The sequence below is a fragment of the Candidatus Nanopelagicales bacterium genome (genome assembly GCA_037045355.1).
In the GTDB taxonomy this organism is placed as follows: Bacteria; Actinomycetota; Actinomycetes; order S36-B12.
Map to the genome: position 1 here is coordinate 271,682 of JBAOHO010000012.1, position 23,214 is coordinate 294,895.

24 protein-coding genes are annotated in these 23,214 nt (G+C 66.5%); 13 read left to right on the forward strand and 11 right to left on the reverse strand.

The annotated features are described in order from the left end of the window. Window positions 1–39: 39 nt before the first annotated feature. Together V9E98_06040 and V9E98_06045 are read right to left on the reverse strand one after the other, a co-directional pair. A complete protein-coding gene (locus V9E98_06040; protein ID MEI2716542.1) occupies window positions 40–1,488 on the reverse strand; it encodes a CCA tRNA nucleotidyltransferase in 1,449 nt (482 codons plus the stop codon). Between the two features lie 93 nt (window positions 1,489–1,581). After that, complete coding sequence (locus V9E98_06045) at window positions 1,582–2,697, reverse strand: glycosyltransferase family 2 protein (protein MEI2716543.1); 1,116 nt, start codon at window positions 2,695–2,697, stop codon at window positions 1,582–1,584. Here V9E98_06045 and V9E98_06050 point away from each other — a divergent pair. The 11 genes from V9E98_06050 (at window position 2,696) to V9E98_06100 (ending at window position 13,399) form a co-directional block, all read left to right on the forward strand. Further along, window positions 2,696–3,199: an NUDIX hydrolase gene (locus V9E98_06050; protein MEI2716544.1), complete on the forward strand. Its 504-nt coding sequence runs from the start codon at window positions 2,696–2,698 to the stop codon at window positions 3,197–3,199. The two genes, V9E98_06045 and V9E98_06050, sit on opposite strands and share 2 nt — an antisense overlap. Further along, entirely contained in the window at window positions 3,200–5,290 is a 2,091-nt protein-coding gene (locus V9E98_06055) for a DUF6049 family protein (protein ID MEI2716545.1), read from the forward strand. Continuing rightward, window positions 5,283–7,007, forward strand: a complete 1,725-nt coding sequence (gene murJ / locus V9E98_06060) for a murein biosynthesis integral membrane protein MurJ (protein ID MEI2716546.1) — start codon at window positions 5,283–5,285, stop codon at window positions 7,005–7,007. The genes V9E98_06055 and murJ overlap by 8 nt, the downstream gene beginning before the upstream one ends. Further along, a complete protein-coding gene (locus V9E98_06065) occupies window positions 6,982–7,452 on the forward strand; it encodes a hypothetical protein (GenBank protein MEI2716547.1) in 471 nt (156 codons plus the stop codon). The genes murJ and V9E98_06065 overlap by 26 nt, the downstream gene beginning before the upstream one ends. Window positions 7,453–7,704: 252 nt before the next feature. Continuing rightward, a complete protein-coding gene (locus tag V9E98_06070; GenBank protein ID MEI2716548.1) occupies window positions 7,705–9,144 on the forward strand; it encodes a protein kinase family protein in 1,440 nt (479 codons plus the stop codon). A gap of 21 nt (window positions 9,145–9,165) precedes the next feature. Then, window positions 9,166–9,768 carry an RNA polymerase sigma factor SigM gene (sigM, locus tag V9E98_06075; GenBank protein ID MEI2716549.1) on the forward strand — a complete coding sequence of 201 codons (603 nt, stop codon included), beginning with the start codon at window positions 9,166–9,168 and terminating at the stop codon, window positions 9,766–9,768. Window positions 9,769–9,924: 156 nt separating this feature from the next. After that, complete coding sequence (locus tag V9E98_06080; protein ID MEI2716550.1) at window positions 9,925–10,614, forward strand: hypothetical protein; 690 nt, start codon at window positions 9,925–9,927, stop codon at window positions 10,612–10,614. Window positions 10,615–10,882: 268 nt separating this feature from the next. Then, window positions 10,883–11,422, forward strand: a complete 540-nt coding sequence (locus V9E98_06085) for an FAD-dependent oxidoreductase (protein ID MEI2716551.1) — start codon at window positions 10,883–10,885, stop codon at window positions 11,420–11,422. Window positions 11,423–11,441: 19 nt separating this feature from the next. Further along, window positions 11,442–11,819, forward strand: coding sequence for an NAD(P)/FAD-dependent oxidoreductase (locus V9E98_06090; GenBank protein ID MEI2716552.1), 378 nt, complete (start codon window positions 11,442–11,444; stop codon window positions 11,817–11,819). Window positions 11,820–11,893: 74 nt separating this feature from the next. Beyond that, entirely contained in the window at window positions 11,894–12,220 is a 327-nt protein-coding gene (trxA, locus tag V9E98_06095) for a thioredoxin (protein ID MEI2716553.1), read from the forward strand. A gap of 27 nt (window positions 12,221–12,247) precedes the next feature. Continuing rightward, the gene (locus V9E98_06100; protein MEI2716554.1) at window positions 12,248–13,399 is read left to right on the forward strand and encodes a peptidoglycan-binding protein; all 1,152 of its coding nucleotides are present in this window, start codon (window positions 12,248–12,250) and stop codon (window positions 13,397–13,399) included. Between the two features lie 31 nt (window positions 13,400–13,430). On the opposite strand, the gene V9E98_06105 is transcribed toward V9E98_06100, so the two are convergent. Continuing rightward, window positions 13,431–13,580: a hypothetical protein gene (locus V9E98_06105; protein MEI2716555.1), complete on the reverse strand. Its 150-nt coding sequence runs from the start codon at window positions 13,578–13,580 to the stop codon at window positions 13,431–13,433. Window positions 13,581–13,634: 54 nt separating this feature from the next. On the opposite strand from V9E98_06105, the gene V9E98_06110 reads away from it, so the two are divergent. Then, a complete protein-coding gene (locus V9E98_06110) occupies window positions 13,635–14,939 on the forward strand; it encodes a PLP-dependent aminotransferase family protein (GenBank protein ID MEI2716556.1) in 1,305 nt (434 codons plus the stop codon). Between the two features lie 122 nt (window positions 14,940–15,061). Then, window positions 15,062–16,021 carry a D-alanine--D-alanine ligase gene (locus V9E98_06115; protein MEI2716557.1) on the forward strand — a complete coding sequence of 320 codons (960 nt, stop codon included), beginning with the start codon at window positions 15,062–15,064 and terminating at the stop codon, window positions 16,019–16,021. 37 nt (window positions 16,022–16,058) lie between these two features. On the opposite strand, the gene V9E98_06120 is transcribed toward V9E98_06115, so the two are convergent. The 8 genes from V9E98_06120 to V9E98_06155 form a co-directional block, all read right to left on the reverse strand. Continuing rightward, complete coding sequence (locus V9E98_06120; protein MEI2716558.1) at window positions 16,059–17,027, reverse strand: ParB/RepB/Spo0J family partition protein; 969 nt, start codon at window positions 17,025–17,027, stop codon at window positions 16,059–16,061. Between the two features lie 113 nt (window positions 17,028–17,140). Next, the gene (locus tag V9E98_06125) at window positions 17,141–18,184 is read right to left on the reverse strand and encodes a ParA family protein (protein ID MEI2716559.1); all 1,044 of its coding nucleotides are present in this window, start codon (window positions 18,182–18,184) and stop codon (window positions 17,141–17,143) included. A gap of 98 nt (window positions 18,185–18,282) precedes the next feature. Continuing rightward, window positions 18,283–18,888, reverse strand: a complete 606-nt coding sequence (gene rsmG, locus V9E98_06130) for a 16S rRNA (guanine(527)-N(7))-methyltransferase RsmG (GenBank protein ID MEI2716560.1) — start codon at window positions 18,886–18,888, stop codon at window positions 18,283–18,285. After that, window positions 18,885–19,532, reverse strand: coding sequence for a R3H domain-containing nucleic acid-binding protein (locus V9E98_06135; GenBank protein MEI2716561.1), 648 nt, complete (start codon window positions 19,530–19,532; stop codon window positions 18,885–18,887). Before V9E98_06135 ends, rsmG begins: the two co-directional genes overlap by 4 nt. 152 nt (window positions 19,533–19,684) lie before the next feature. Then, on the reverse strand, window positions 19,685–20,656 hold the full coding sequence (yidC, locus tag V9E98_06140; protein MEI2716562.1) for a membrane protein insertase YidC: 972 nt from the start codon (window positions 20,654–20,656) through the stop codon (window positions 19,685–19,687). Between the two features lie 104 nt (window positions 20,657–20,760). Then, window positions 20,761–21,885 (reverse strand): hypothetical protein, encoded by a 1,125-nt coding sequence (locus tag V9E98_06145; protein ID MEI2716563.1) that lies wholly within the window; start codon window positions 21,883–21,885, stop codon window positions 20,761–20,763. A gap of 4 nt (window positions 21,886–21,889) precedes the next feature. Further along, the gene (locus tag V9E98_06150) at window positions 21,890–22,426 is read right to left on the reverse strand and encodes a hypothetical protein (protein MEI2716564.1); all 537 of its coding nucleotides are present in this window, start codon (window positions 22,424–22,426) and stop codon (window positions 21,890–21,892) included. After that, the gene (locus V9E98_06155) at window positions 22,371–23,180 is read right to left on the reverse strand and encodes an alpha/beta fold hydrolase (GenBank protein MEI2716565.1); all 810 of its coding nucleotides are present in this window, start codon (window positions 23,178–23,180) and stop codon (window positions 22,371–22,373) included. Before V9E98_06155 ends, V9E98_06150 begins: the two co-directional genes overlap by 56 nt. Window positions 23,181–23,214 lie beyond the last annotated feature (34 nt).

Genomic DNA, 23,214 nt, shown 5'->3' on the forward strand with positions numbered 1-23,214 from the left:
ACGATCTCGTCCGAGTCGCGCGGGACGACATGACTTCGGCTACTGATCGTCCTCCTGGCGAGCCGCCCACCATTCAGTGAGTTCTTTCGTGGCCGCCTGCGGTCCGATCGGGCCGCGGTCCAGACGCAGGTCGAGCAAGAACTTGTACGCCTGACCGACCTCGCGTCCCGGGCCGATGCCGAGCACCGACATGATCTGGTTGCCATCCAACTCGGGGCGGATGGCTGACAGTTCCTCAGCCGCCGCCAGTCGGTCGATGCGCTCTTCCAATGAGTCGTACGAACGTTGCAGGGCTCGGGCGCGGCGCTGATTGCGGGTGGTGCAGTCGGCGCGGGTCAGCTTGTGCAGGCGCGGCAACAAGTCGCCGGCGTCGCGCACATAGCGGCGCACCGCCGAGTCGGTCCACTCCCCGCTGCCGTAGCCATGGAATCGCAGGTGCAGTTCCACGAGCCGAGAAACATCGTCGATCTCGGTCTTCGCGAAGTGCAGTGCCCGCAGACGTTTCGCGGCCATGCGGGCGCCCACGACCTCGTGGTGGTGGAACGACACGCCGCCCCCGGACTCATGGCGTCGGGTGCGTGGTTTGCCGATGTCATGCAGCACTGCTGCCAGGCGGAGCGTCAAGTCCGGGCCCCCGTCCTCGAGTTGGATAGCCTGCTCGAGGACCGTGAGACTGTGCTCGTAGACATCCTTGTGTCGGTGATGCTCGTCGATCTCGAGTTGGAGTGCGGGCAACTCCGGCAGCATCACGGCGGCCAGCCCCGATTCGGTCAGGACCGCCAGCCCTCGGCGGGGAAACTCCCCCAGGAGCAAACGCACCAACTCGTCGCGGATACGTTCGGGTGACACGATCTGCAGGCGATCGGCCATCTGGGAGATCGCCGCATATGTGTCTGGCTCGATGGACACCCCCAACTGGGACACGAACCGGGCGGCTCGCATCATCCGTAGCGGATCATCCCGGAACGAATCGGTGGGACGTCCCGGCGTGCGCAACCGCCCCGCGGCCAGGTCGATCAGGCCGCGGTGCTCATCGACGAAGCGCAGCTCTGGAAGTCGGATCGCCATGGCGTTGATGGTGAAGTCGCGCCTCATCAGGTCGCCGGACAACGTGGTGCCGAATGTGACGTCAGGTTTGCGCGTCTCGCCGTCATACACGTCGGCGCGGTAAGTGGTGATCTCGAAGGCTCGATCTCCTTTGCGGGCGCCAACCGTGCCCCACCGGATTCCGACGTCCCACACCGTGTCCGCCCAGCCGGAGAGCAGCGCAACGGTGTCCTGCGGAGGGGCATCGGTGGCGAGATCGATATCGACGTCAGCCATGTCGCCACTGACGGAGTCACGGACACAGCCCCCCACGGCGGACAACTCGAACCCAGCCGCAGCGAACCGCTCCCCCAGTGCCACGATTCGCGGCTCGGAGTCAACCAGTCGCTGCACCGCCTGCTCCTGGACGGCCACCAGCGGTGCGGGCAGAGAGGTGGTCACCGGCCCAGGGTAGGCGACCTTGCCGGACTGGTGACGGTCAGTCGTCCCGGCCGACGTGGGGCTCGGGTTGTGAACCGCCTCGGGTTTGGGGCCCTACTGGGGCATGGGGCCTGACTCAGGCATCGGGAGGCTGAACAATCGGTTGTCGAGTTCGACTCGCCGCGCCAGCCCGAGCACCCGCAGGATTCGGGCGTCGCGCGGGGTGAGCATGTACTCGTCCCGGAACAGTTGCCGCAGGCGCCGATCCTTGCCGCGGCGTTGAGCCCGGGCCGACTCACGGCGGAATCGCTCCGTTTGCCGACGGCGACGCTTTGTGGTGTGGCCGACCATGTCCGCCCGATCTTCGCGTCCGGACCATTTGGCCAGCCACCCGGTATAGGTGCCGGCGTCGTAGTGCAGGACTCTCAGGTCCCGAGCAACCACTGTCGTGAACGTGGCTGCCTCGAGCATGGCCGGCGGCGGCCCGTGGATGCGGATGTACGGCACTGAACCGTCCAGGCACACCAGGGCCTTGCCCTTGGTGTGACCGCGGAAGTACTTGCCGCGCCGGAACGGGGACCGAACACCCAACCGCTGCGCCAAGGCGATGCGGTCTGTGCGGTTCTCCTTGAACAACGTGAACTCGCGGAACGGATCAACCGAGTCCAGCCGGGGTGGCACGGCCTCCATCGGCATCATCTGCACGTGTGAGACGCCCGCCACCAACTCCTGCTCCAACGCGGACCGGACATCACCAGGCGCCCAGATCAGCTCGTCGCTGTCGATGTGGGCCACCCAGTCGAGGTCGGCGGGAGCCATGACGTTCATCAGGTGCCACATGATTGCGTGCTGCTTCTCCGGGACAAGCTCCGGAAGCCGGGTGACGCCCGGCCGTAGCGACTCCCGCCATAGGTTGTCGTCGCAGGGAATGGCCTGGACTCTCGGCTGCCCGGCAAGGGCGGCGATCGCCGGATCCTCGGGGTCGTCGAAGTAGATGACCATGCGGTCGATCCCGATATTGAGGTGGTAGGCCACCCACTCGGTCAGAATCTCAACGGGGGCTCGGACCAGCGAGGCCGTGCCGATGCGCATGCCCAGCCTCCACCCCTCGGCGCCGAACCTCGCCAGTCGTTCGCCGAATCTGGCCAGACGCCGAACCTCGCCAGTGTAGGACTCCACGCAGTCACGGGGACCCCGCGGCAGCAGCAGGACGGTTATGGTGGATTTCATGTCCGAGCGGCGCACTCATTCCCGCCCCGCCGGACCACCCCGGCCCCGTACGCGACCACCCCGGCGCGTGCGCACCGTCGACGAGGTCAGCGCCGGGGGATTGGTCGTGGATCGCCTCGATCCCGCGGCACAGGCGCTGCTGATCTCCCGGTTCGATCGACGCGGGCGGCTGATCTGGTCGTTTCCCAAGGGTCACGTGGAACCGGGTGAGACCGAGGCCCAGACAGCTGTCCGCGAAGTGGGCGAGGAGACGGGCATCACCGCCGAGGTTGTCGAACGGTTGGGGGACATCGACTTCTGGTTCATGGCGGATGGGCGTCGGATCCACAAGACCGTCCACCACTTCCTGATGGTCAGCCGCGGTGGCCAACTGTGTGCCGACGACCCCGAGGTTGAGTCGGTCGAGTGGGTCCCCATCTCCGCGGTCCCCGGACGGCTCGCCTACTCCGACGAACGGGCGCTGCTCGCTAAGGCCCGTGAACGACTGTCGGAACTGGCGTAGGTGCGCGCGATCCGCCGGGCCGTGCCGGTCGTGCTGATCTGGGGGGCGCTGCTCCCCAGCTTTCTGCTGCCCATCTTTCTGCTGTCTGGTGCACCTGCGGCAGTTGCCGCGGACGAGCCCGCCGAAGTCCTCATCGAGTCGGTCGCGCCGGGGATTCCCGACGAGAAGGCGACGCTGCGGATTTCGGGTCGCGTGGCCAACACCGGCGACACCGATCTTGCGTTCCCCGAGGTTCAACTGCGGTTGTCCCCATTGCCCTTGAACAGTCGGGGTGAGGTCACCGAGGTCCTCAACGGATCCACCGACCGCACCGGCAACCCCATCCCGTTCACCCTGACTCCCATCGGCGAGACCCTCGAAGTCGGCCAGCAGGCACAGTTCAGGTTGACGGTTCCCTTCGCCGATCTGCCCTTGGACCCGGGCGGATCCGGGGTGTACGCGGTGTTCGTCGAACTGCTGTCCGGTGGGTTCACCGTCATCCAATCCGGGACGGTCCTCCCCTGGTTCGGGTCGGACGCCGACTTCACCGCATCCGAACTTGCCTGGGTGTGGCCCATCGCCCAACAGCCGGCGATCGCTGCCGATGAACTGGTGCTGGACCCATCCCTACCCGGGGAATACGCCGCCGGCGGGCGGCTGGGACGGCTGCTGACCCTGGGCCAAGACCGACCTGTCTCCTGGCTGGTCGACACCAGCGTCCTGGAAGCGGCCCGGTCCATGGCCGACGGCTATCAGGTGGTCGGACCCGACGGACCGGAACCCGGTGACCAGACGGACAGCGCCGCCGAATTCGCCCGCCGACTACAGCAACTGCTCACTGACGCCCAGGTCGCGGAGTCTCAGTTCGCGTTGGCTGACGCGGACGCGTTGCAACGCGCAGGCCTCGAACCGTTCGTCGTACGCAGCGCATCGCTGCCGGCAGTCGTCTCCGGTGGCGCAGCCCGCGCGTCGGACGCCGGGGTCCTGTTCCTGGCACCTGGCGGCAACAGCGATCGTGCGACATTGCAGACCCTCACCGATGCGGGGGTGCGGCGGGCCCTGCTCGGCGATCAGGTCTTCCCCCCCGATCCGCCCACTGCTTTCACCCCGTCGGGGATCACATCGATGACCGTGGGTGGCACGAAACTCGATGTACTGCTTGCCGACCGACTACTCGGCCGCATCCTCAACCGACCGCTCGCCACCGCGGCAGAGCGCTCCCGGGCCCGTCAGGAGTTCCTGGCCGACACCGCGATGATCACCTTGGAACTCCCCGGCGAATCGCGCAGCGTCGTGGCGGTCCCCCCGATGCTGTGGGATCCCCCCGAGTCATGGCTCACCGCCCTCGTGGGCACTCTCGACAAGGCGCCGTGGATTCAGTTGGTTGGACTCGACTCGGTCGCGGCCGCCCCCGCGGTTCCGCGCATCGATCTGGGCTACTCCGATGTCGCCCGGCGCAAGGAACTCCCCCTTGACTACACCCGTCGGCTGGGCGAGCTCGACACCGAACTCGATCGGCTGTCGCGGATCGTCATCGACCCGGCGGGGTATGGGGAGTCGTTCCGACTGGCGCTGCAGCGCGCCGGGTCAGCCGTGTGGCGCGATGAGCCGGCTGCTCGTAATGCGCTGCTGGAGACCATCGACCGCCAACTCCAAGAGCAGAAGGACAAGGTACGGGTGGTGTCGGCGGGGACTGTGACGCTCGCCGGCGACAGCGGAGTCGTTCCGCTGACCATCGCCAACGATCTGGACCGACCGGTGTCGGTCGGGGTCCAACTGGCGACCGAGAACCCCATCACCTTGCAGTACACCCCGCCAGATCCGGTCCGCATCGAGGCCAAGGAGAAGGTCGGGCTCGAGGTCCCGGTGCGGGTGGTGGGGAGTCAGACCATGCCCGTCGACGTGCTGCTGACCGACCGAGACGGTGAGTTGTACGACGACTCCGCGACCATCGAGTTGCGCTCGACCGCTGCCACCCGGATCGCGACGGTCGTCGTCGGAGTGGGTGGGGTTGCACTGGTGATCCTGACGGGACTGAACCTCGTCCGCCGTCGTCGCACCCGCCTACGGACCAATGACCCAGAACCCCAGCGGCAGGACGAGCGTGTCTGACTTCGACGCGTCGCAGCGGCCCACTGCGGACTTCGAGCCAGACGATATCCGCGATCAGCGCGAGGCCGATCTGGCGCAGCGAGCTCAGGTCGGCCTGCTGCGTAACAGCGCTGTGATGGCCACCGGTTCGATCATCTCGCGCGTCACGGGGATCCTGCGCAACGCCAGCCTGACTGCGGCGCTGGGTCTGACGATCACCGCAGACGCGTTCGCGTTGGGAAACTCCCTGCCGGACATCGTCTACGTCTTGGTGATCGGCGGCGCGTTGAACGCCATCTTCGTGCCCCAGTTGGTACGCAGGATGAAGGAGGACGCCGACGGTGGCCAGGGCTATACCGATTCGCTGATCTCCGCGACCTCGGTGCTCCTGCTCATCGTGACGACGGCCTCCGTATTGTTCGCGCCACTGATCGTGTCCTTGTACGCCACGAGCGAGTACACGCAGGGTCAGGTCGATCTCGCCGTGGCGTTCGCGCGGTATTGCCTGCCCCAGATCTTCTTCTTCGGCCTCTACACGATGCTCAGTCAGGTCCTCAACGCCCGCGGACGGTTCGGCATGCCGATGTTCGCGCCCATCTTCAACAACCTCGTGGCCATCGCCACCTACGTGTCGTTCGTCGTCGTATTCGGTGCCGAGGTGGCCTCGGACGGCGAACTGTCCGGTGGCGAGACTGCCTGGCTCGGGGTCGGCACCACCGCCGGGATCGCTGCCCAGGCCCTGATCCTCGTCCCGGTCATGATGCGCTCCGGCTACCGGTTTCACTTCTCGCGCAAGTGGCGCGGGATGGGTCTGGGCAAAGCCGGTCGGCTCGCCGGTTGGACCATCGGGCTCGTGGCCGTGACCCAGGCGGCATTCGTCGTGATCACCCGTTTGGCGACCGCGGCGAACGTCAACGCCGCCGAAGCGGGGACGCCTCCGGCCGGGCTGGCTACCTACACCAATGCCTACCTGGTGTTCATGATCCCTCACGGCATCGTGACTGTGTCCCTCGTGACCGCACAGCTGCCTGGCCTGTCCCGGCTTATCCACGAAGGCCATCGGCGAGCAGCAGGTCGGGACGTCGGACACACCATGCGGTTGACGGCCGCGGCCATCGCACCGCTCGCGGGGGCGTTACTCCTGGGCGCTCAGCCGCTGGCCGCGTTGCTCTTCAACTACGGCGCCGGGAGTGCGGAACAGGCAGCACAGTTGGCGAGTGTCATCTCGATCTTCATGGTGGGACTGTTGCCCTTCACCTTGTACTACGTGCTCCAACGCGGGTGGTACGCGTGCGAGGACACCCGGACCCCGTTCTTGTTCGCGGTGCTCATGAATGTGTGTTTCGTGGCGTTCGCGCTCTTCCTGTTTCCCCGAGCAGAACCCGGCGGACCTCAGGTTCAGGCGTTGGCACTGGCGTACTCGGTGGCCAACATCATCACGTTCGCTGTGGCCTGGCCTGCGTTGCGCAACACCTTGGGATTCCTCGACTCAGGGCGCACAGCCCTTGCCCTGCTCCGCATCGTGCCGGCGGTTGTGATCGCGATGGTCCTCACCACCTGGGTTCCGCTGTTCAACGTGTTCGAGCCCGGTGACAGCAAGATGACGGCACTTGTCGACCTGATCGTGGGCTCTGCTGTCGTCGTACTCGGATACTTGGTCCTGACGTGGGCGCTTCGTGTCGCTGAGGTTCGAGAACTGCTTTCATGGGTGGGTGGAGTTGCCCGTCGCAGCCGTTGAGCACCGTCTCAAGCCGTCGTTCCCGCACTCCGATCCCCCAGTCATGGGCCCGAGCGACCGATGCGTCGACAGCGGCGGAATCGTGTTGGGGTGGTTGCTCAAGATCGTCGCGATCCTCCTGATCCTCGGTCTGGCCGCCTACGATCTGGTCGTTATCGCCGTCGCCAAGGTCACGACCACCGATGACACCTCGTTCATCGCTCGCGGAGCGTCCGAGGCCATCGTGCTGCGCAACGCAACCGCCGAGGAAGCCGTCCTGGTGGCCAAGGAGCGCGCCAAGTCGCGCGGAGTCAAACTCGGCGGCGACGACATCACCATCGACTCCGAAGGATCTGTCACCGTGTCTGTTCACCGAACCGCGGACACCTTGTTCGTCAGCCGGATCGGTCCACTGCAGCAGTTCGGTGAAGTCGACGAGACCTACACCACCCGCGCCACCGAATAGCCCCACCCGCGCCACCGAATAGCACCACCCCCGCCACCGAATAGCCCCGCCACCGAAAAGCCCCACCCGCGCCACGCCTATCACCCCACCGCGTCCCACCCGCACCCCGCACCCCGGCGGACTGACACCACCTGGGCCCTGGCGATGGCCCTGGACCCGGTCACTCGAACCGCCGCAGTAGGCGCTGAGAATGACGGCAGCCCACGGTGTGCTGGGCACCTGTCGGCGCTGCTGTGACGTAACCTGCTGGGTGTGACAGATCGGACCGACGCGGGCCTTGCCGGGCGCCCCATCGGCCGATACGTGCTCAATGATCTAGTGGCCGAAAAGGCCGGTACCACTGTGTGGCGCGCGACAGATCCTGCCCTGCGCAGGCCAGTGAGCGCCCGCCTCATCCCCTTGGACCATCCCCGGGTTGCCGACCTTCGCGCGGCCGCCCAACACGCAGCCAGTGTGCAGGACCGCCGGGTGGTCCGGATGCTGGATGTCGTCGAGACCGACGACTACCTGGCGATCATCTCCGAATGGATCCCCGGCAACTCCTGGCCCGAACTGCTCACGGAACGGTGGAGTCCGCAGGAAGCAACAGTCGTGGCCCTCGAAGTGGCCAAAGCTCTCGAGGCCGCCCACGCCGTGGGCGTCACCCACGGCCGCCTGCGACCCGATTCGGTGATGATCACCGACAACCAAGAGGTACGGCTGCGCGGCTTGGGGATCGACGCTGTCCTCCTCGGGGCGGACCCATCGGTCGATCCCCGCCGGGCCGACATCGAAGGCGTCGGATCCCTGCTGTACGCCGGACTGACCCGTCGGTGGCCCAGCGCCGACGGGGAGCCGACGGACGGACTGCCCCCGGCCCCCCTCTCGCATGGGGTCCCCCAGCCTCCCTCAACAGTCGCCCCCGACGTCCCCGCCAGCCTCGACCGAATCATCGCCCGCTGTCGGGCGGCCCGGGGCTCCGCCGCCAAGAGGTCCGACTCCTTCACCGAGATGGGGGAATGTGTCGATGCGCTGGAGCGGGCGTTCACGGCAGTGCCGCATGAGGACTCCGATACCGAGTTCACCACCGACCAGGACTCGGCCACCGACAGGCTCGTCGGGCGGGTCAGCACCCTTGCCGTCGGAGTACTGGCCGTCGCCGGGCTGGTCTTGCTCGGTTGGCAACTCGTCACCAACCTTGCTTCCGAACCCGACACCGCCCTGCAAGCCGCCGTTCCGCTTGACGCGCTGCCACCCGTCGAAACTCCCGCCCCCGAGTCCCCGTTCGCAATCGTCGGTGCGGAAGACTTCGATCCGGCAGGCGACCGCTTCGAAGGAGGTCGAACAGCGCGGAAGGCGATCGATCGGAAGCGTGGCACGGCGTGGTACACCGACTCCTACAGCAGCCCCGACCTGAACGGCAAAGGTGGAGTGGGACTGCTCCTCGACCTCGGCGCGGTGCGCCCCGTGCGGGCGATCAACCTGCGTCTCGTAGGAACCGGCAGCGACTTCGAGATCCGCACCGCCCAGGAGCGTCCGCGTCGACTCTCCGACTTCCGCCGGATCGTTTCGGTGAAGGGTGCGGGTGACGCCATCAAGGTTCGGACCCCCAAAGCCCGCAATGCCCGGTTCGTCCTCGTCTGGCTGACGCGGCTGCCTTTCGACGGCAGCTACTACACCGGCGGCGTGCGCGACGTCAAAGTCGTCGGCTGACCCAGATACCATCCAAGCGCCATGACCGACGCCACGATCTCGGGCCGCCCGGAGTCCGACGAGGAACTCCTCGCAGCCCACGTCGCCGGCGAACCACGTGCGTTCGACGAACTGGTGCGTCGGCACGGCGACCGGATGTGGGCCGTTGCCCTGCGCACGTGTCGGGATCCCGAGGAAGCCTCCGACGCGGTCCAAGATGCGTTCATCTCCGCGTTTCGCCGCGCCGACACATTCCGGGGGACGGCTAAGGTCAGCACCTGGCTGCACCGGATCGTCGTCAACGCATGCCTCGACCGACTGCGAGCGAAGAAGGTGCGCCCAACAGTCGCGCTTCCCGAGGAAGCTCCGGACGCCGGTGTCCCGGATCACCGCGATCCGATCGACGAACACACCACCCGGCTGACGGTCCTGGGAGCCCTCGCGCAGTTGCCGGCGGACCAGCGAGTGGCCATCACGTTGGTGGATCTCGAGGGATGGTCCGTGGACGACGCCTCCGACGTCCTCCAGTGTCCCCCGGGCACCGTGAAAAGCCGATGCCACCGCGGTCGAGCCCGATTGGCCCAGTTGCTGCGGAACCAGCCCGCTGCATCGGGCGTCCCACCATCGGGAGGTGACCAGGAGTGAGGTCTGTCGACGACGGCTTCTCCCCCGAGGACGAAGAGTCCCCCGAGGACGAAGAATCCCCCCAGGACGAAGAATCCCCCGGGGCCCCCACGGGCGCGGAGTCCCACCAAGGCGCGGAGTCCCCCGCAGGCGCGAGCCCGGAATCACCATTCACCAGTGAGGCGCGGATCCGGGAACTGCTTGGCGGCCCAACCCCGCCCGCAGATGCCGACCGCCGTTCGCGAACGCATCCTGGCTGCATTGGCGGCCGAACCCCAGCCCGACTTCACGGCAACCCCTGGCAACAACAAGGCCGCCGGTGGGGCCACTGGCGGGTCCAATGGCAAGGCATGGTGGACATTTGCGGCGGTGGCGGCAGCCTTTGTGCTCCTCGTGGGCGTCGTGTTCCTGCCGCGGTCCTCCGAACCCCCGGCCACCACCATCGCGGGCGAGCAGGCGCCCTCCGTGGGCGATGATCACAAGGTCGCCACTGACGTGTCGTGCGGAGGGCAGCCCCTGACCTACGAGTCGGGAACCAGGTATGTCCCGGCATCGTTCACTGACCAGGCCCAGGATCTGGCGGCCTACTGTTCGGCGGAGGCCCGCTCGCCAGTATCCACTCAGAACCAGGTGCGACCCGCCGAACCCACTCGTGACCCAGTTCCGGCGATGAGCCCCGGTCTGGCCCTGAGATCCATGCGGTGCGTGATCGAGGCAGCACCCACAGCAGATGTCATGGTCGTCGATCGTGGGTACTACGGCACGGACCCGGCGACGATCGCAGTCGTCGGACCACCCAGTCGGGCGCTCGTCATCGACTGCCAGGACCAGCCCGAACGGGTCGTTGCCGAGGTGGGTCTGGACTGACGCCCGTCAGTCCCTTTCGCAAAGTCCATTCCTCCTTCCTCGGGTCCTTGGGCTTTCTCGGTTCCTTGAGCTTTCTCGGGTCCTTCGGCTTTCTCGGTTCCTTGAGTTTGGGCTTTTCCTGGTTCGCCTGGGATCCTCGGTGGGTCCTCCTCGGATCTCCTCTCTGAACCTGATTCCCCCGGGACGATCCGCGGGGCGGAATGATCCCCGGAGCCGCTTCGTTGCACGCCATGGGTACCCTCTGTCGGTACGCCCGGGAAGGACCATCGTGACCGATATCCGCAACGTCATCATCGTCGGCTCTGGACCGGCCGGATACACGGCGGCGGTCTACGCCGCCCGGGCGCAGTTGCAGCCACTGGTCTTCGAGGGGGCCGTGACCGCCGGTGGAGCGTTGATGAACACCACCGAGGTCGAGAACTTCCCCGGTTTTGCCGAGGGCATCATGGGTCCGGAACTCATGTCCCAAATGAAGCTGCAGGCCGAGCGATTCGGCGCCGATCTCATCACCGATGACGTCACCGACATCCGGGTGGACGGTGACATCAAGACCGTCGTCGACGGTGCCGGTCAGGAACATCGCGCCCGGGCACTGATCCTGGCCATGGGATCGGGATATCGCGAGATCGGCCTACCCGACGAGAAGCGCTTGAGCGGGCACGGGGTGTCCTGGTGCGCCACGTGCGACGGATTCTTCTTCCGCAACCAGCACATAGCCGTGGTGGGCGGCGGCGACTCGGCCATGGAGGAAGCCACCTTCCTCACCCGGTTCGCCGACAAGGTCACAGTGATCCATCGGCGCGACTGAACTGCGCGCCAGCAAGATCATGGCCGAGCGGGCGCTGGCTGATCCCAAGATCGAGTTCGCGTGGAACAGCACGGTGACGGCGCTGCACGGCGACGACAAGTTGACCGGCGTGACGCTGGAGGACACCGTCACCGGACAGCGGCGAGAACTGACGGTGAGTGGTCTGTTCATCGCGATTGGTCACGATCCTCGCTCGGAGTTGGTCAAGGGCCAGATCGAACTCGACGGGGAGGGCTACGTGATCGTGGACCACCCCTCGACCCGCACCAACGTCGCCGGCGTCTTCGCGTGCGGGGATGTGGTCGATCACACGTATCGCCAGGCCATCACCGCCGCGGGTACCGGGTGCTCCGCCGCACTCGACGCCGAGCGATTCCTGGCCGACCTGGGAATGTGACGGCCACGCCGCCACCCGCACCGAATCTCGCACCGTAGGGTGAGGGCTACACCACAGGAGAAACTGGAGAAATCGTGGGAGCACACACGAAGGCAGTAACCGACGCCTCGTTCGTCGAGGATGTCCTGCAGGCGGACAAGACCGTCCTGGTGGATTTCTGGGCCGAATGGTGCGGCCCCTGCCGCATGGTCGCGCCGATCCTCGACGAGATCGCAGCGGAACACGGCGACAAGCTGAGCATCGTCAAACTGAACGTCGACGAGAACCCACAGACCGCGGCCAGCTACGGGGTCGTCAGTATCCCGACCCTGAACGTGTACTCCGGTGGCCAGGTCGTCAAGCAGATCGTCGGGGCGAAACCCAAGCAGGCACTGCTGAAGGACCTAGCCGAGTTCCTGTGACGCTCAGCTATCTCGGGGCTTGCTGAGGTGACCGGCTTCAAGTTGGGCGACCGGGGGCCCGCGGTCGCCGAAGTTCGTGCTCGCCTGGCCCGACTGGGGCTGCTCCCCGGATCTCAGTACGCCGAACAGCGCGCCGGTGAGGACCCGCTGCGTTCAGGGATGAGCACCCAACCCGGGGAACCCTGGCAGTGGCAGACCACCGCGCTCGCGAGCGCGGAATTCGACGAAACCGTCGAGAGCGCCGTCCGGACGTTCCAGGAGCAGCGCGGGATCACCGTCGATGGGGTCGTGGGGCCCGAGACCTTCCGCCGCCTCGAAGAGGCCCGCTGGCAGCTCGGCGACCGCATACTCTCCTACGCCGCCGCGCATCCGACCGTCGGCGAGGACGTCCTGGACCTTCAGAAGCGGCTGAACGCCATGGGATTCTCGTGCGGTCGCGAGGACGGGCATCTGGGGCCCAACACTGACGCGGGGATCCGTGAGTTCCAGCGCAACACCGGCATCCGATCGGACGGCGTGTGCGGTCCCGCGACGTTCCGGGCGCTCGGCCGACTGCGTCGCACGGTAGGGCGGCACTCCGGTCACGCCGTCCGGGAACGGTACTCATTGCACGACATCCGGACGGGCGTGCGCGGCAAGGTCGTGATCATCGACCCGGCGACCGGAACCGACGCACCCACCCAGGCCGACATCTGCGGTGACCTTGCGGCGCGGATCGAAGGTCGCCTGACCGCGCTCGGCACCCAGGTACTGATCACTCGATCCCTGGCGGTCCCGGGTCCAGACCATACCGACGACTCCACCGCGAATCTCGCGAACGATGTCGGAGCCGACCTGGTACTCAACCTGACTGTGGTGAACGACCCCGACGCGGGAGCGGGCACCGCGACCTACTTCTACGGCCGCGACGACACGTCCTTCTCCGTACCCGGCCAACTGGCTGCCACCTTGCTGCTGGACGGGATCGTCGACCACACCGATCTGGACAACAGGTCCCGACATGCCCGCACATGGGATCTGCTGCGGTTGACCCGGATGCCGGCCGTGCGCATCGAGTGCGGCAACCTCGCGGCCGACCGCGACGCCAGCCGTCTGTCCGACCCGGTCTTCGTCGACTCCCTCGCGCGCGCCATCGCGGATTCGGTCGAGCGGTTCTTCTCACCGGAACACGTCCTGTAGCTCAGCCCGGCTGGAGTCTTCGTCGAAAGTCTCACCGCCCGAGGCGCTGATGCTCCAGGTCGTCGCGATACGGCGATACCGGGTGCGCCCGCAGTAATGACGCGAGGAAGCCCACCAGGCCACCCGCCAGGAACGCGATCACGACCCACCTGGTGGTTCGACTTTGGTTTCCAGGGGACATTCAGGCATCGTAGAACGTCGCCCGCTGCATGTTCGCCCGGCCGTGAGGAGTCCCGTGTCCCTGGATCGCCCCGGTTCGCGTCTGGATCCTTGGATCGGCGCGTACGCCGAGCGTGCGGCCGGTATGACCGCCTCCGAGATTCGGGCCCTGTTCTCGGTGGCCTCGCGGCCTGAGGTCGTGTCGCTGGCCGGTGGGATGCCTTACGTGGAGGCATTGCCACTCGACGATCTGGCCGACACCGTCGCGCGCCTGATCCGAGAGCGCGGAGCCACCGCGCTGCAGTACGGCTCAGGACAAGGAGACGTGATCCTGCGCGAACAGATCCTCGACGTCATGTCGGATGTCGGCGTGATCGCACACCCCGACGATGTCATCGTGACCACCGGCTCGCAGATGGCGCTCGACCTTGTGGTGCGCGTGTTCTGCAACCCCGGTGACGTCGTGTTGGTCGAGGCTCCGAGCTATGTGGGGGCGCTCGGCATCTTCCGGTCCTACGAAGTCGACGTCGTCCACGTTCCGATGGACGACCAGGGCCTGGTGCCGGAGGCGTTGGCCGAGGCGATCACCGCGGTGCGGGCCTCCGGCCGCACGCCCAAGATGATCTATACGATCCCGTCGTTCCACAATCCGGCCGGCATCACCCAGCCCGCGCAACGCCGCAAGGAGGTCCTCGACGTCGCGATTCGGGAGAACCTCCTGGTGCTCGAAGACGATCCGTACGCCCTACTCGGATTCGATGGAACTGTTCCCCGGGCGATGCGCGCGGATGACTCCGAACAGGTCGTCTACCTGGGTTCGTTTTCGAAGACCCTCGCGTCCGGTTTGCGGGTCGGGTGGGCAGTCGCGCCCCATGGGGTGCGCGAGAAGCTGGTGCTGGCCGCTGAGGCAGCGGTGTTGTGTCCCTCCAACTTCACCCAGGGAATTGTGTCGGAGTTCCTCGCCACCCAACCGTGGCGCCGGCAGGTCGACGTGTTCCGGGGTGTGTATCGGGAGCGCCGTGATGCCCTGCTGGAGACGCTGACCGCGCAGATGCCTCCCGGCACCACCTGGACCGAGCCGGCGGGCGGCTTCTATTCGTGGCTGACTTTGCCCGAGGGTCTCGATGCGACTGCCATGTTGCCGCGCGCGGTGAGTGCGCTGGTCGCCTACGTCCCTGGGACCGGGTTCTTCACGGACGGACAGGGTCGACGCAACCTGAGGCTGTCGTACTGCTATCCCGAGCCGGACCGGATCCGCGAGGGCGTGCGGCGGCTGGCCACGGTCATGGAGGCCGAGTTGGAGATCGGACAGACGTTCGGGACTGCTTCGACGCTGCACCACCCCAGCGGCAGCGACACGCCGGGCCCCGATCTGGCCTGATACCCGGCGATCACGGGCCGGTCTCCGCACTGATCAGTTGCCATCCCGAATCGGGGCCCGGGTGAATCCCTGATCCGATCCGGGGGCCGGATCGCCGGGGGGTCAGTGACACAATCGGCGTCATGCCCGACTCCTCGCCGACCGTTCTGGTCCTGTGCGGGGGCCTGTCCCCCGAACGTGACGTGTCCATCCGGTCTGGCCGCCGCGTGGCCGAGGCCCTGCGTGGTCAAGGGATGGCGGTCACCGTCTCAGATGTCGACGCCCAACTGTTGGGCAAGCTGAACGACGGGCCCCCCGACTGTGTGCTCCCGTTGTTGCATGGCGCTGCGGGGGAGGACGGCGCCTTGGCCGATGTCCTCACCACTTTCGGTCTGCCCTACGTCGGCTCCCCGCCCGACGCCACCCGTATCGCCTTCGACAAGAGTGTGGCCAAGGCCGCGCTCCGACGGTGGGAGTTGGCGACCCCGGGGTCCGTGGCGCTGCCCCACACGATGTTCCGCGAACTGGGTGCGAACCAGCTTCTCGAGCGGGTCGTCGAGCGTCTGGGGCTGCCCTTGGTGGTCAAGCCCACGCGGGGGGGCTCATCGCTCGGGGCGGCTGTCGTGCACGACCCATCCGAACTCCCGGCCGCGATGGTGGGAGCGTTCGCCTACGGCGACGTGGCGCTGATCGAGCAGTGTGTCGTCGGCACCGAGGTGGCCGTGTCCATCATCGACACCGAGTCCGGTCCGATCGCGCTGCCCCCAGTCGAGATCGTTCCCGATGGTGGGTTCTACGACTACAACGCCCGGTACACGGCCGGGCTGACCGAGTTCTTCTGCCCCGCGCGGATCAGCGAACCCGTGTCCCGCGCGGCCTGCGATCTGGCACTCGAGGTCCACCGCCGGATCGGCCTGAGGGACTACTCGCGGGTCGACCTGATGATCGATGCATCCGATCGACCGACCTTCCTGGAGGTCAACATGGCTCCCGGAATGACGGAGACATCGTTGTTCCCGCAGGCGCTCGACGCAGCCTCGCGGGACCTGGGAACAGTCTTCGCCGCCTTGGTCCGCACCGCGATTGCCCGCGGTTCCCGATAACTGCCTGCGGACCGCGCCATGGGGGATCTCTGCGGGTTCAGTCCCGGGGCTCGGTGAGGATCTGGTCGACGATGCGCGCCAGGTCATCGACGCCGCCGAACTCCACGACGATGCGGCCCTTGCCCGACCCGCCTTCGATTCGGACCCGCGTCTCGAGCCGGTCCGCCAAGCGGTCCGCCGCCTCGCGGTACTCCACGGGGGTTCGGGTCTTGCGGGAGCGACGCTTCTTGGCGTCGGGGGCAGCGTCATCGACCAGCACGAGCTCCTCGACGGCGCGCACGCTCAGCCCCTCAGCGACGACGCGCATGGCCAGTTGTTCCATCCGATCGGCATCACCGGCTGCCAGGATCGCCCGTGCGTGTCCGGCACTCAGCACCCCGGCCGCGACCCGACGCTGAACTGTCGGAGGCAACTTGAGCAAGCGCAAAGTGTTGGCCACCTGCGGACGCGAGCGCCCCACCCGCTGCGCCAACTCCTCCTGGGTACAGTCGAAGTCGGACATGAGCTGGGAGTAGGCAGCCGCCTCCTCGAGAGGATTCAACTGGACCCGGTGGAGGTTCTCCAGCAGCGCATCGCGCAGCATGACGTCGTCATCGGTCTGACGGATCAGGGCCGGGATCCGGGTGAGGCCGGCCAATCGCCCGGCGCGCAAGCGACGCTCGCCCGCGACGAGTTCGAAGCCTTGCTCGGCTGGGCGCACCACGATCGGTTGGAGCAGCCCGACCGTGGTGATGCTCTGCACGAGTTCGCTGATCGCGTCGTCGTCGAAGACCTGCCGTGGTTGCCGCGGGTTGGGGACGACCTGATCGAGGGGGATCTCTCGGTACTGCAGTCCCGCCGCCGACTCGGTCATCGGCTCCTCACGCACTGCCGGGGGCGTTGGACGTAGGTCGATGACCTTCTCGGTCGCTGGTGTCGATCCCTCGGCGACCACGACTGGCACCGAGACTCCTCCGCTCGGGATCAGCGCCCCGAGGCCCTTTCCGAGTCCGCGTCGTTGTGTCATGTTCTTCCCTTCGTCCCGGGGCGTTCTGTTGTGTCGTCGCGAGTCGTGTGGCCGTTCGTGCTCTGTCCGGATGCCCGCATCATGAGCGAGGAGCGTCCGTTTAATCCGGTATGTCATGGAATGTTCGTAATGTCTGTTACATGGGTGTCAGGGACGTCCGCCTCAGCGACCGGTTCTGCGGTATCGGACGCTATGGACTCGTCGGCGGACGCGGACCGGGCCGCACTCTCGACCGTCACCGGCGATTGTCCGGTCGCGAACTCTCGGGCTGCGGCCAGGTACGCGCGCGCACCCGGGGACTGAGGGTCGTACTGGAGCACCGTCTGACCGTAGGACGGAGCCTCGCTGACCCGCACCGTGCGCGGGATGGTCGTGTCGAGGACTCGATCAGGGAAGTGTGTGCGGACCTCGTCGGCGACCTGAGGCGCCAGCTTTGTACGGCCGTCGTACATCGTCAATAGGATCCCGGTAATTGTCAGGCCGGGGTTCAAGTGCTCCTGGATCAGACCGATGGTGCCCAACAGGTGCGACAACCCCTCGAGTGCGTAGTACTCACTCTGCAGGGGAATCAGGACCTCTTGCGCGGCGACCAAGGCGTTGAGGGTCAGCAGCCCCAGGCTGGGTGGACAGTCGATGATGACGTAGTCAAGGCGATCGTGTGCGGTCTCGTGCTCGGAGAGGTAGGTCTGCACCGCTTTGTGCAGCCGGTTCTCGCGCGCGACCTGGCTCACCAACTCGATCTCGGCGCCGGCCAGGTCGACTGACGCGGGCACTCCCCAGAGTTCCGGCAGACCCGGAACTACCTGAACAGCGTCCAGTAGTGACTTGCCCCCCACGAGCACCTCATACGTACCGGTGACACCGGACTCATGGGGCAGATCCAAGGCGGTGGAGGCGTTGCCCTGCGGATCCATGTCGATCACCAGAACGCGTTGTCCCAGCAATGTCAGGGCCGCTGCCAGATTGACGGCAGTCGTTGTCTTGCCGACACCGCCCTTCTGATTGGCGACCGCGACGAGGCGAGTACCTGCCGGCCGAGGCAGAGGTTCGGATTCAGTCAGACCGAGGGCCTTGATCATGCGTTGCCGGGCGATCACCTCCGGGTCGGGCTGCGGTAGCGGTGTTTCACGTGAAACAGTCGGAGTTTCGTCAGACACGGGCACTGGAGCCACGCATGTTCCCAGCGGGGGAACCACTTCCCACGTTCCAGCCACAGCACCCTCCCGGTCGAGATTCCCGGCGTCGAGAGTTCAGGTTAGGTGCTGCGGACGTGATACCGAACGACTGTCGTCGGCGGGTTGACAATCTCGCCACCCACCTGGAGGACCTCAGGATCGGTCAGGCCCAACCGGTCGGCCACCTCCGCGGCCGCTGCCACCTCTTGGGCAGCCATCCGACCCTTGAAAGCCACGACCGTCCCCCGGGTCAGTGGCGCCAACCAGGGCAGAAGTCGGGGCAGTGGCGCCACGGCACGGGCTGTTGCTACGTCGAACTCACCGGTCGGCAGATCTTCGGCGCGGGAACGCACCACCGAGACGCGGGCCCCCAACCCCAGGTGCGCAACGAGTTCGGACAAGAAGGTGGCCCGGCGTTGGAGGGACTCCACGCACGAGACCCTCAGATCGGGACGGGCGACCGCCCAGACCACCCCGGGCAACCCGGCTCCGGATCCCACATCCACCACACGCGCGGATGCCGGGACCAAGGTGTTGTCCCACGCCACGACCGCGCAGTTGAGGATGTGCCGATCCCACAGGCGGTCTGCCTCACGGGGACCGATCAGTCCCCGTTCTATGCCGGGACCGGCGAGGAACTGCTCGAGCTCGCGCAGCCCTTCTGTTTCACGTGAAACAGCGCTCACGCCGGCGTGATCACCACGTAGCGATTCGGGTCGGTGCCTTCGCTCTCGCTGGCCAGGCCCGCCGCAGCGACAGCGTCGTGCACCACCTTCCGCTCGAACGCGCTCATAGCGGGCATCCGCACCGGCTGCGCACTGTCACGAGCTTCCGTGATCGCATCCTGGGCCTGTCTCGTCAGCTCGGCGCGTCGGGTGGCGCGATGTCCGGCGATGTCGAGCATCAGCCGCGACCGGTGACCGGTTTCTCGGGCGACTGCGAGTCGGGTCAGGTCCTGCAGCGCCGTCAGGACCTTCCCGCGATCGCCGACCAGATGGGCCAAGTCGCCCTCGTTCACCTCGATCACCGCAACAGCCGGCCGGTCGTTCTCGACGCTGATGTCGATATCGCCGTCCAGGTCGGCGATATCCAGCAGGCCCTCGAGGTAATCGGCGGCCACCTCGCCCTCATCCACCAACTCGGTACTGTCGTCCGACTCGGCGCCCTGGTCCGACACGGCCGCCTGGTCCGGCTGTGCGGTCCCCGCTGCAGCCTCAGGCTCGCCCTCCGAATCCGCGCCGCCGGACTGCGCAACCGCGTCGTCCCCGATCGCCTCACTGCCCGACTCAGCGTGCCCGGGACCGGCGGACTCCGAAGGTTCGTGATCCACAACGGGCACGGTTCCGCCGCTGGGAGTGTCCGGAGTACTCGCGCTGTCCGGACCGTTTGGACCGTCTGGACTGTCTGAATTGTCAGAGTTATCCGGAATATCCCCTTGGTGAACTGGGGAAGTTTCGTGGGCTTCCTGGGTCATGGTGTCTCCTAGTTGCTGCTGGAGGTCTGGTCGGGCGAGGCGCCGGGGCCCCGTTTGCGTTGACTGCGCGACTGCCGCTTGGGCTGCGCTCGTTTCACAGGTGCCGCGGGCGGGGGGGCCAAGGCCTCCTCCACGGTGGCGATCTCGCCGCGCTTCACGGCTTTGCGTGCCTCTTTCTCAGCCTTGCGGGCTTCCCATGCCTCGTAGGCGGGGGTGTTCGGTTGGGGGTTGTTGCGGATCACGTAGAACTGCTGCCCCATCGACCACAGGTTCGTGGTGAACCAGTAGATGAGGACACCCACGGGGAAGTTGATGCCCCCGATGGCGAACATGAACGGGAAGACGTAGAGCAGGATCTTCTGCTGGCGCACGATCGGGTTGTCGTCGGACATGTTCTTCACGATCAACTGGCGTTGGGTGAGGAACGTCGTCGCCGTCATGGCGATGATCAGGATGACGGTCAGAATGCGGGTGTTAATGGGGTTCGGGGTCTCGGCCGCGCCGAGGAACGTCCCGTACAACGGGACCCCGAAGATGGTCGCCTCACGCGCTTGCTGAAACAGGTCCGCGTACTGCTCCCACTTGAACACCCCCTCGGGAGTGTTCGTGGCGATACCCTGCAGCACACTGAACAGCGCGAAGAAGATCGGCATCTGCAGCAGGATCGGCAGGCAGGACGACAAGGGGTTGGTACCGGTTTCCCGGTACAGCTTCATCATCTCCTGCGACTGGCGCTCTCGGTCGCCGGCGTACTTCTTCTGGATTTCCTTGATCTGCGGCTGGATCAGCTGCATGTTGCGCTGAGCCTTGATCTGCTTGACGAACAGCGGGATCAGCAGAATCCGGATGACGACGACGAGACCGACGATCGACAGCGCCCAGGCCCATCCGCTCGCCTCTCCGAAGATGGCGCCGAACAGGCTGTGGAACTGGACGAGGATCCACGAGACGGCAGTGCGCAGCCAGTCCAGTATGAACACGGGCGAACTCCAGGCGAGCAGGGTGTGCCGTCCAGTGTGACTGCCGAATGAAGGAGACGGTGACCCGGGGTCACCCCTCGCCGCTCAGCGACCGGACGTCAGGGTCACGACGATGTTCCCTGACCCACCGGGGCCGGGTCAACTCCCGCCACAGCAGCCTCGCCGTGAACCTGCGAGTCTTTCGTCCGCGACGTCCACCAGGCGACGATCCACCCGGTCACCGCCAGCACGGCAGCCGCCACCAGCATCGCCTGGAGGGGCACCACCAGCACCGACAAGACCACCGCGATCACGCCGATCAAGAGCGCGCTGAAAACGGGGTGCCGCCAGAATCCGGGGGGACCGGCAGGAGTATCCGCGTACGCCTGCAAGGCGCTGTACACGCTGCGGTACTGCACCACAGCGGACGCCACAACAACCAGCGAGAGCACCACACACAACACAGCACCTGGCAGCAGCGACCCGAACCCGACGTAGCCTGCGACGATCGCCAGCGAGAACGACGGCAGCGACATCGACCCGCCATTGAACGACAGCAATGCCACGAGGGCCACCAGCATGAGCACACCCGTCACGATGGTTCCCGCCACGATGGACCCACCCTCGCTGCGGATCTCCCGCAGTGCCGGGTTCGAGGCGGCCAGCACGAAGGTAACCAAACAGGACAGCCACGCTCCAGTGGACTGGGCGGCCGGCACGAGTGGATCAGCCAGAGTTGCGGGTGCACCCGCTATTCCCCCGATTGCGACCAGCACGAGGAACAAGACCAGCGCAATGACCGTTCCGGTGGAGACGATGCCCCGCTGCGCCGCCCCTCCGATCGCCGCGGCGACCGCGGCGACTGCGATGACGACCGCCACCGCCTCAGGACTGAGCAGTTCGAGAGGAGCCACGGCGCTGGCGCCCCAGCGCACCACCCCTGATCCCAGGACCACCGCGACCGCGGCGGCACAAAGCATCTGCCACCCCGCCGCGACCCAGTGATCCCGCGGCAACGTCAGGCTCGCTGGTCCGATCAGGGACGCGAGCATGCCGAGAACCACCGATACGGTCATGGCGAGGGCCGTGGTCAGGGTCCACCCACCGGCCGCGAAGAACGTTCCGGATACCGCGACCACCGGCAAACCGGCCATGAACGTGCGCATCCAAGTGCGCGGTACGGTCTGCTTGCCCGTGAGTCCGACGAGGGCCACCACTCCCATGGCCACTGCGATCAACGCGCTGATCATGCCGTCACCACCCCACACAATCGCCGGTCACCGGTTCTCCCGCGAATCGCTCCGCGAACCAATCGAGATACTGACTGCGAGCGGTGTACTGCACCGACCGGTGCACGTCGTTGGGGAACTCCTGCAGTTGTATCGAGTTTCCGAGAGCGCAACCCTGGATGGCCATCGCGCGGCTCAACTGCGGTACGACGCTGGTGTCGGCGGCTCCCTGCTGGACCAAGATCGGGATCGACGTCGTCCCCAGCAACGGTTGCTCCATCGCTGGGATCTTGGCCACGCTCAGTGGCACCGAACGATTGAAGTAGGTGTGGAAGGTCTGGTCGAGAGCCTTCAACTGGGCGCCTTGGCACAGGTCGTACGCCGCAGGGATGTCCGTCATTCCCTGCGGGGTGTACCAGTACTCCGGTTTCGACAACTCGGGGAAGGTCGCGTTCCACGACGCCGTCAGGTCCGTGAGGTACCCACTGCGCGGGGTGGGGCCGTCGTCACCTGTGGAGCCGAGCAGAGCTCTGAATCGCCGCCGGGAACGGGGGCACTCCACCGGGAGCCTGCGCAATCGACCCGCGGATCGCCAACTCGGGAGCGTAGTCCGGTGCCATGTCGGCGGTCGTCAGCGCGACGAATCCCCCTTCGCTGTGCCCGAGGACCCCGAGGCTGCCGCTGTCGAGCATCTGGGGTCGGAATTCGAGCGCAGCGCGCAGACTGTCGAGCACGTCGTAGGACTGCTTACGCAGCAGGTACGTGTAGGTGCCGGGTGCGCCCATTCCCTCGTAGTCCGTGGCCACAACGGCGTAACCGGCGCCGACCATGGGACTCATCAACGTCCGCCAGTACTCGTTGCCAGCGGTCTCATTGGTGAACGGGGCCTGCGACATGCCGCAGGACCGGCCCACGCCTGTGGTGCCGTGCGCGAAGGCGACCAGGGGATACCGGCTCCCGGTCGGCGGTGGTGTGGTGGGCTCCAGATAGAGCCCCGAGATGGTGATCGGATCGCCCGCGTTGTTGCGCGACAAGTACAGCAACCGCCATGCGGACACTCCCTCAGGAGCGTCTTTGATCGGCTCGGAGCGCAGCACTGTCCCTGGCGGCTCGTCCGGCAAAGTGTCCGGCGGGTCGTAGAAGGACGTCGGCTCCACACCTTTGGCGGCGCTGAACGGGGTTTGGGTGGCTGCTGTGGTGTTCCCGCCCGCCAGGGTTTGGTCCGGTGTCCCGGCGGTGAGGTTGAGCAGGACGGCTGCCAGTACCGTCACCACCGCGACGACGAGAACAGTGAGCACCTTGTGATGCGGCTGCATGCCCGGCATTGTTGCGGCTCACCGAGTGGTTAGC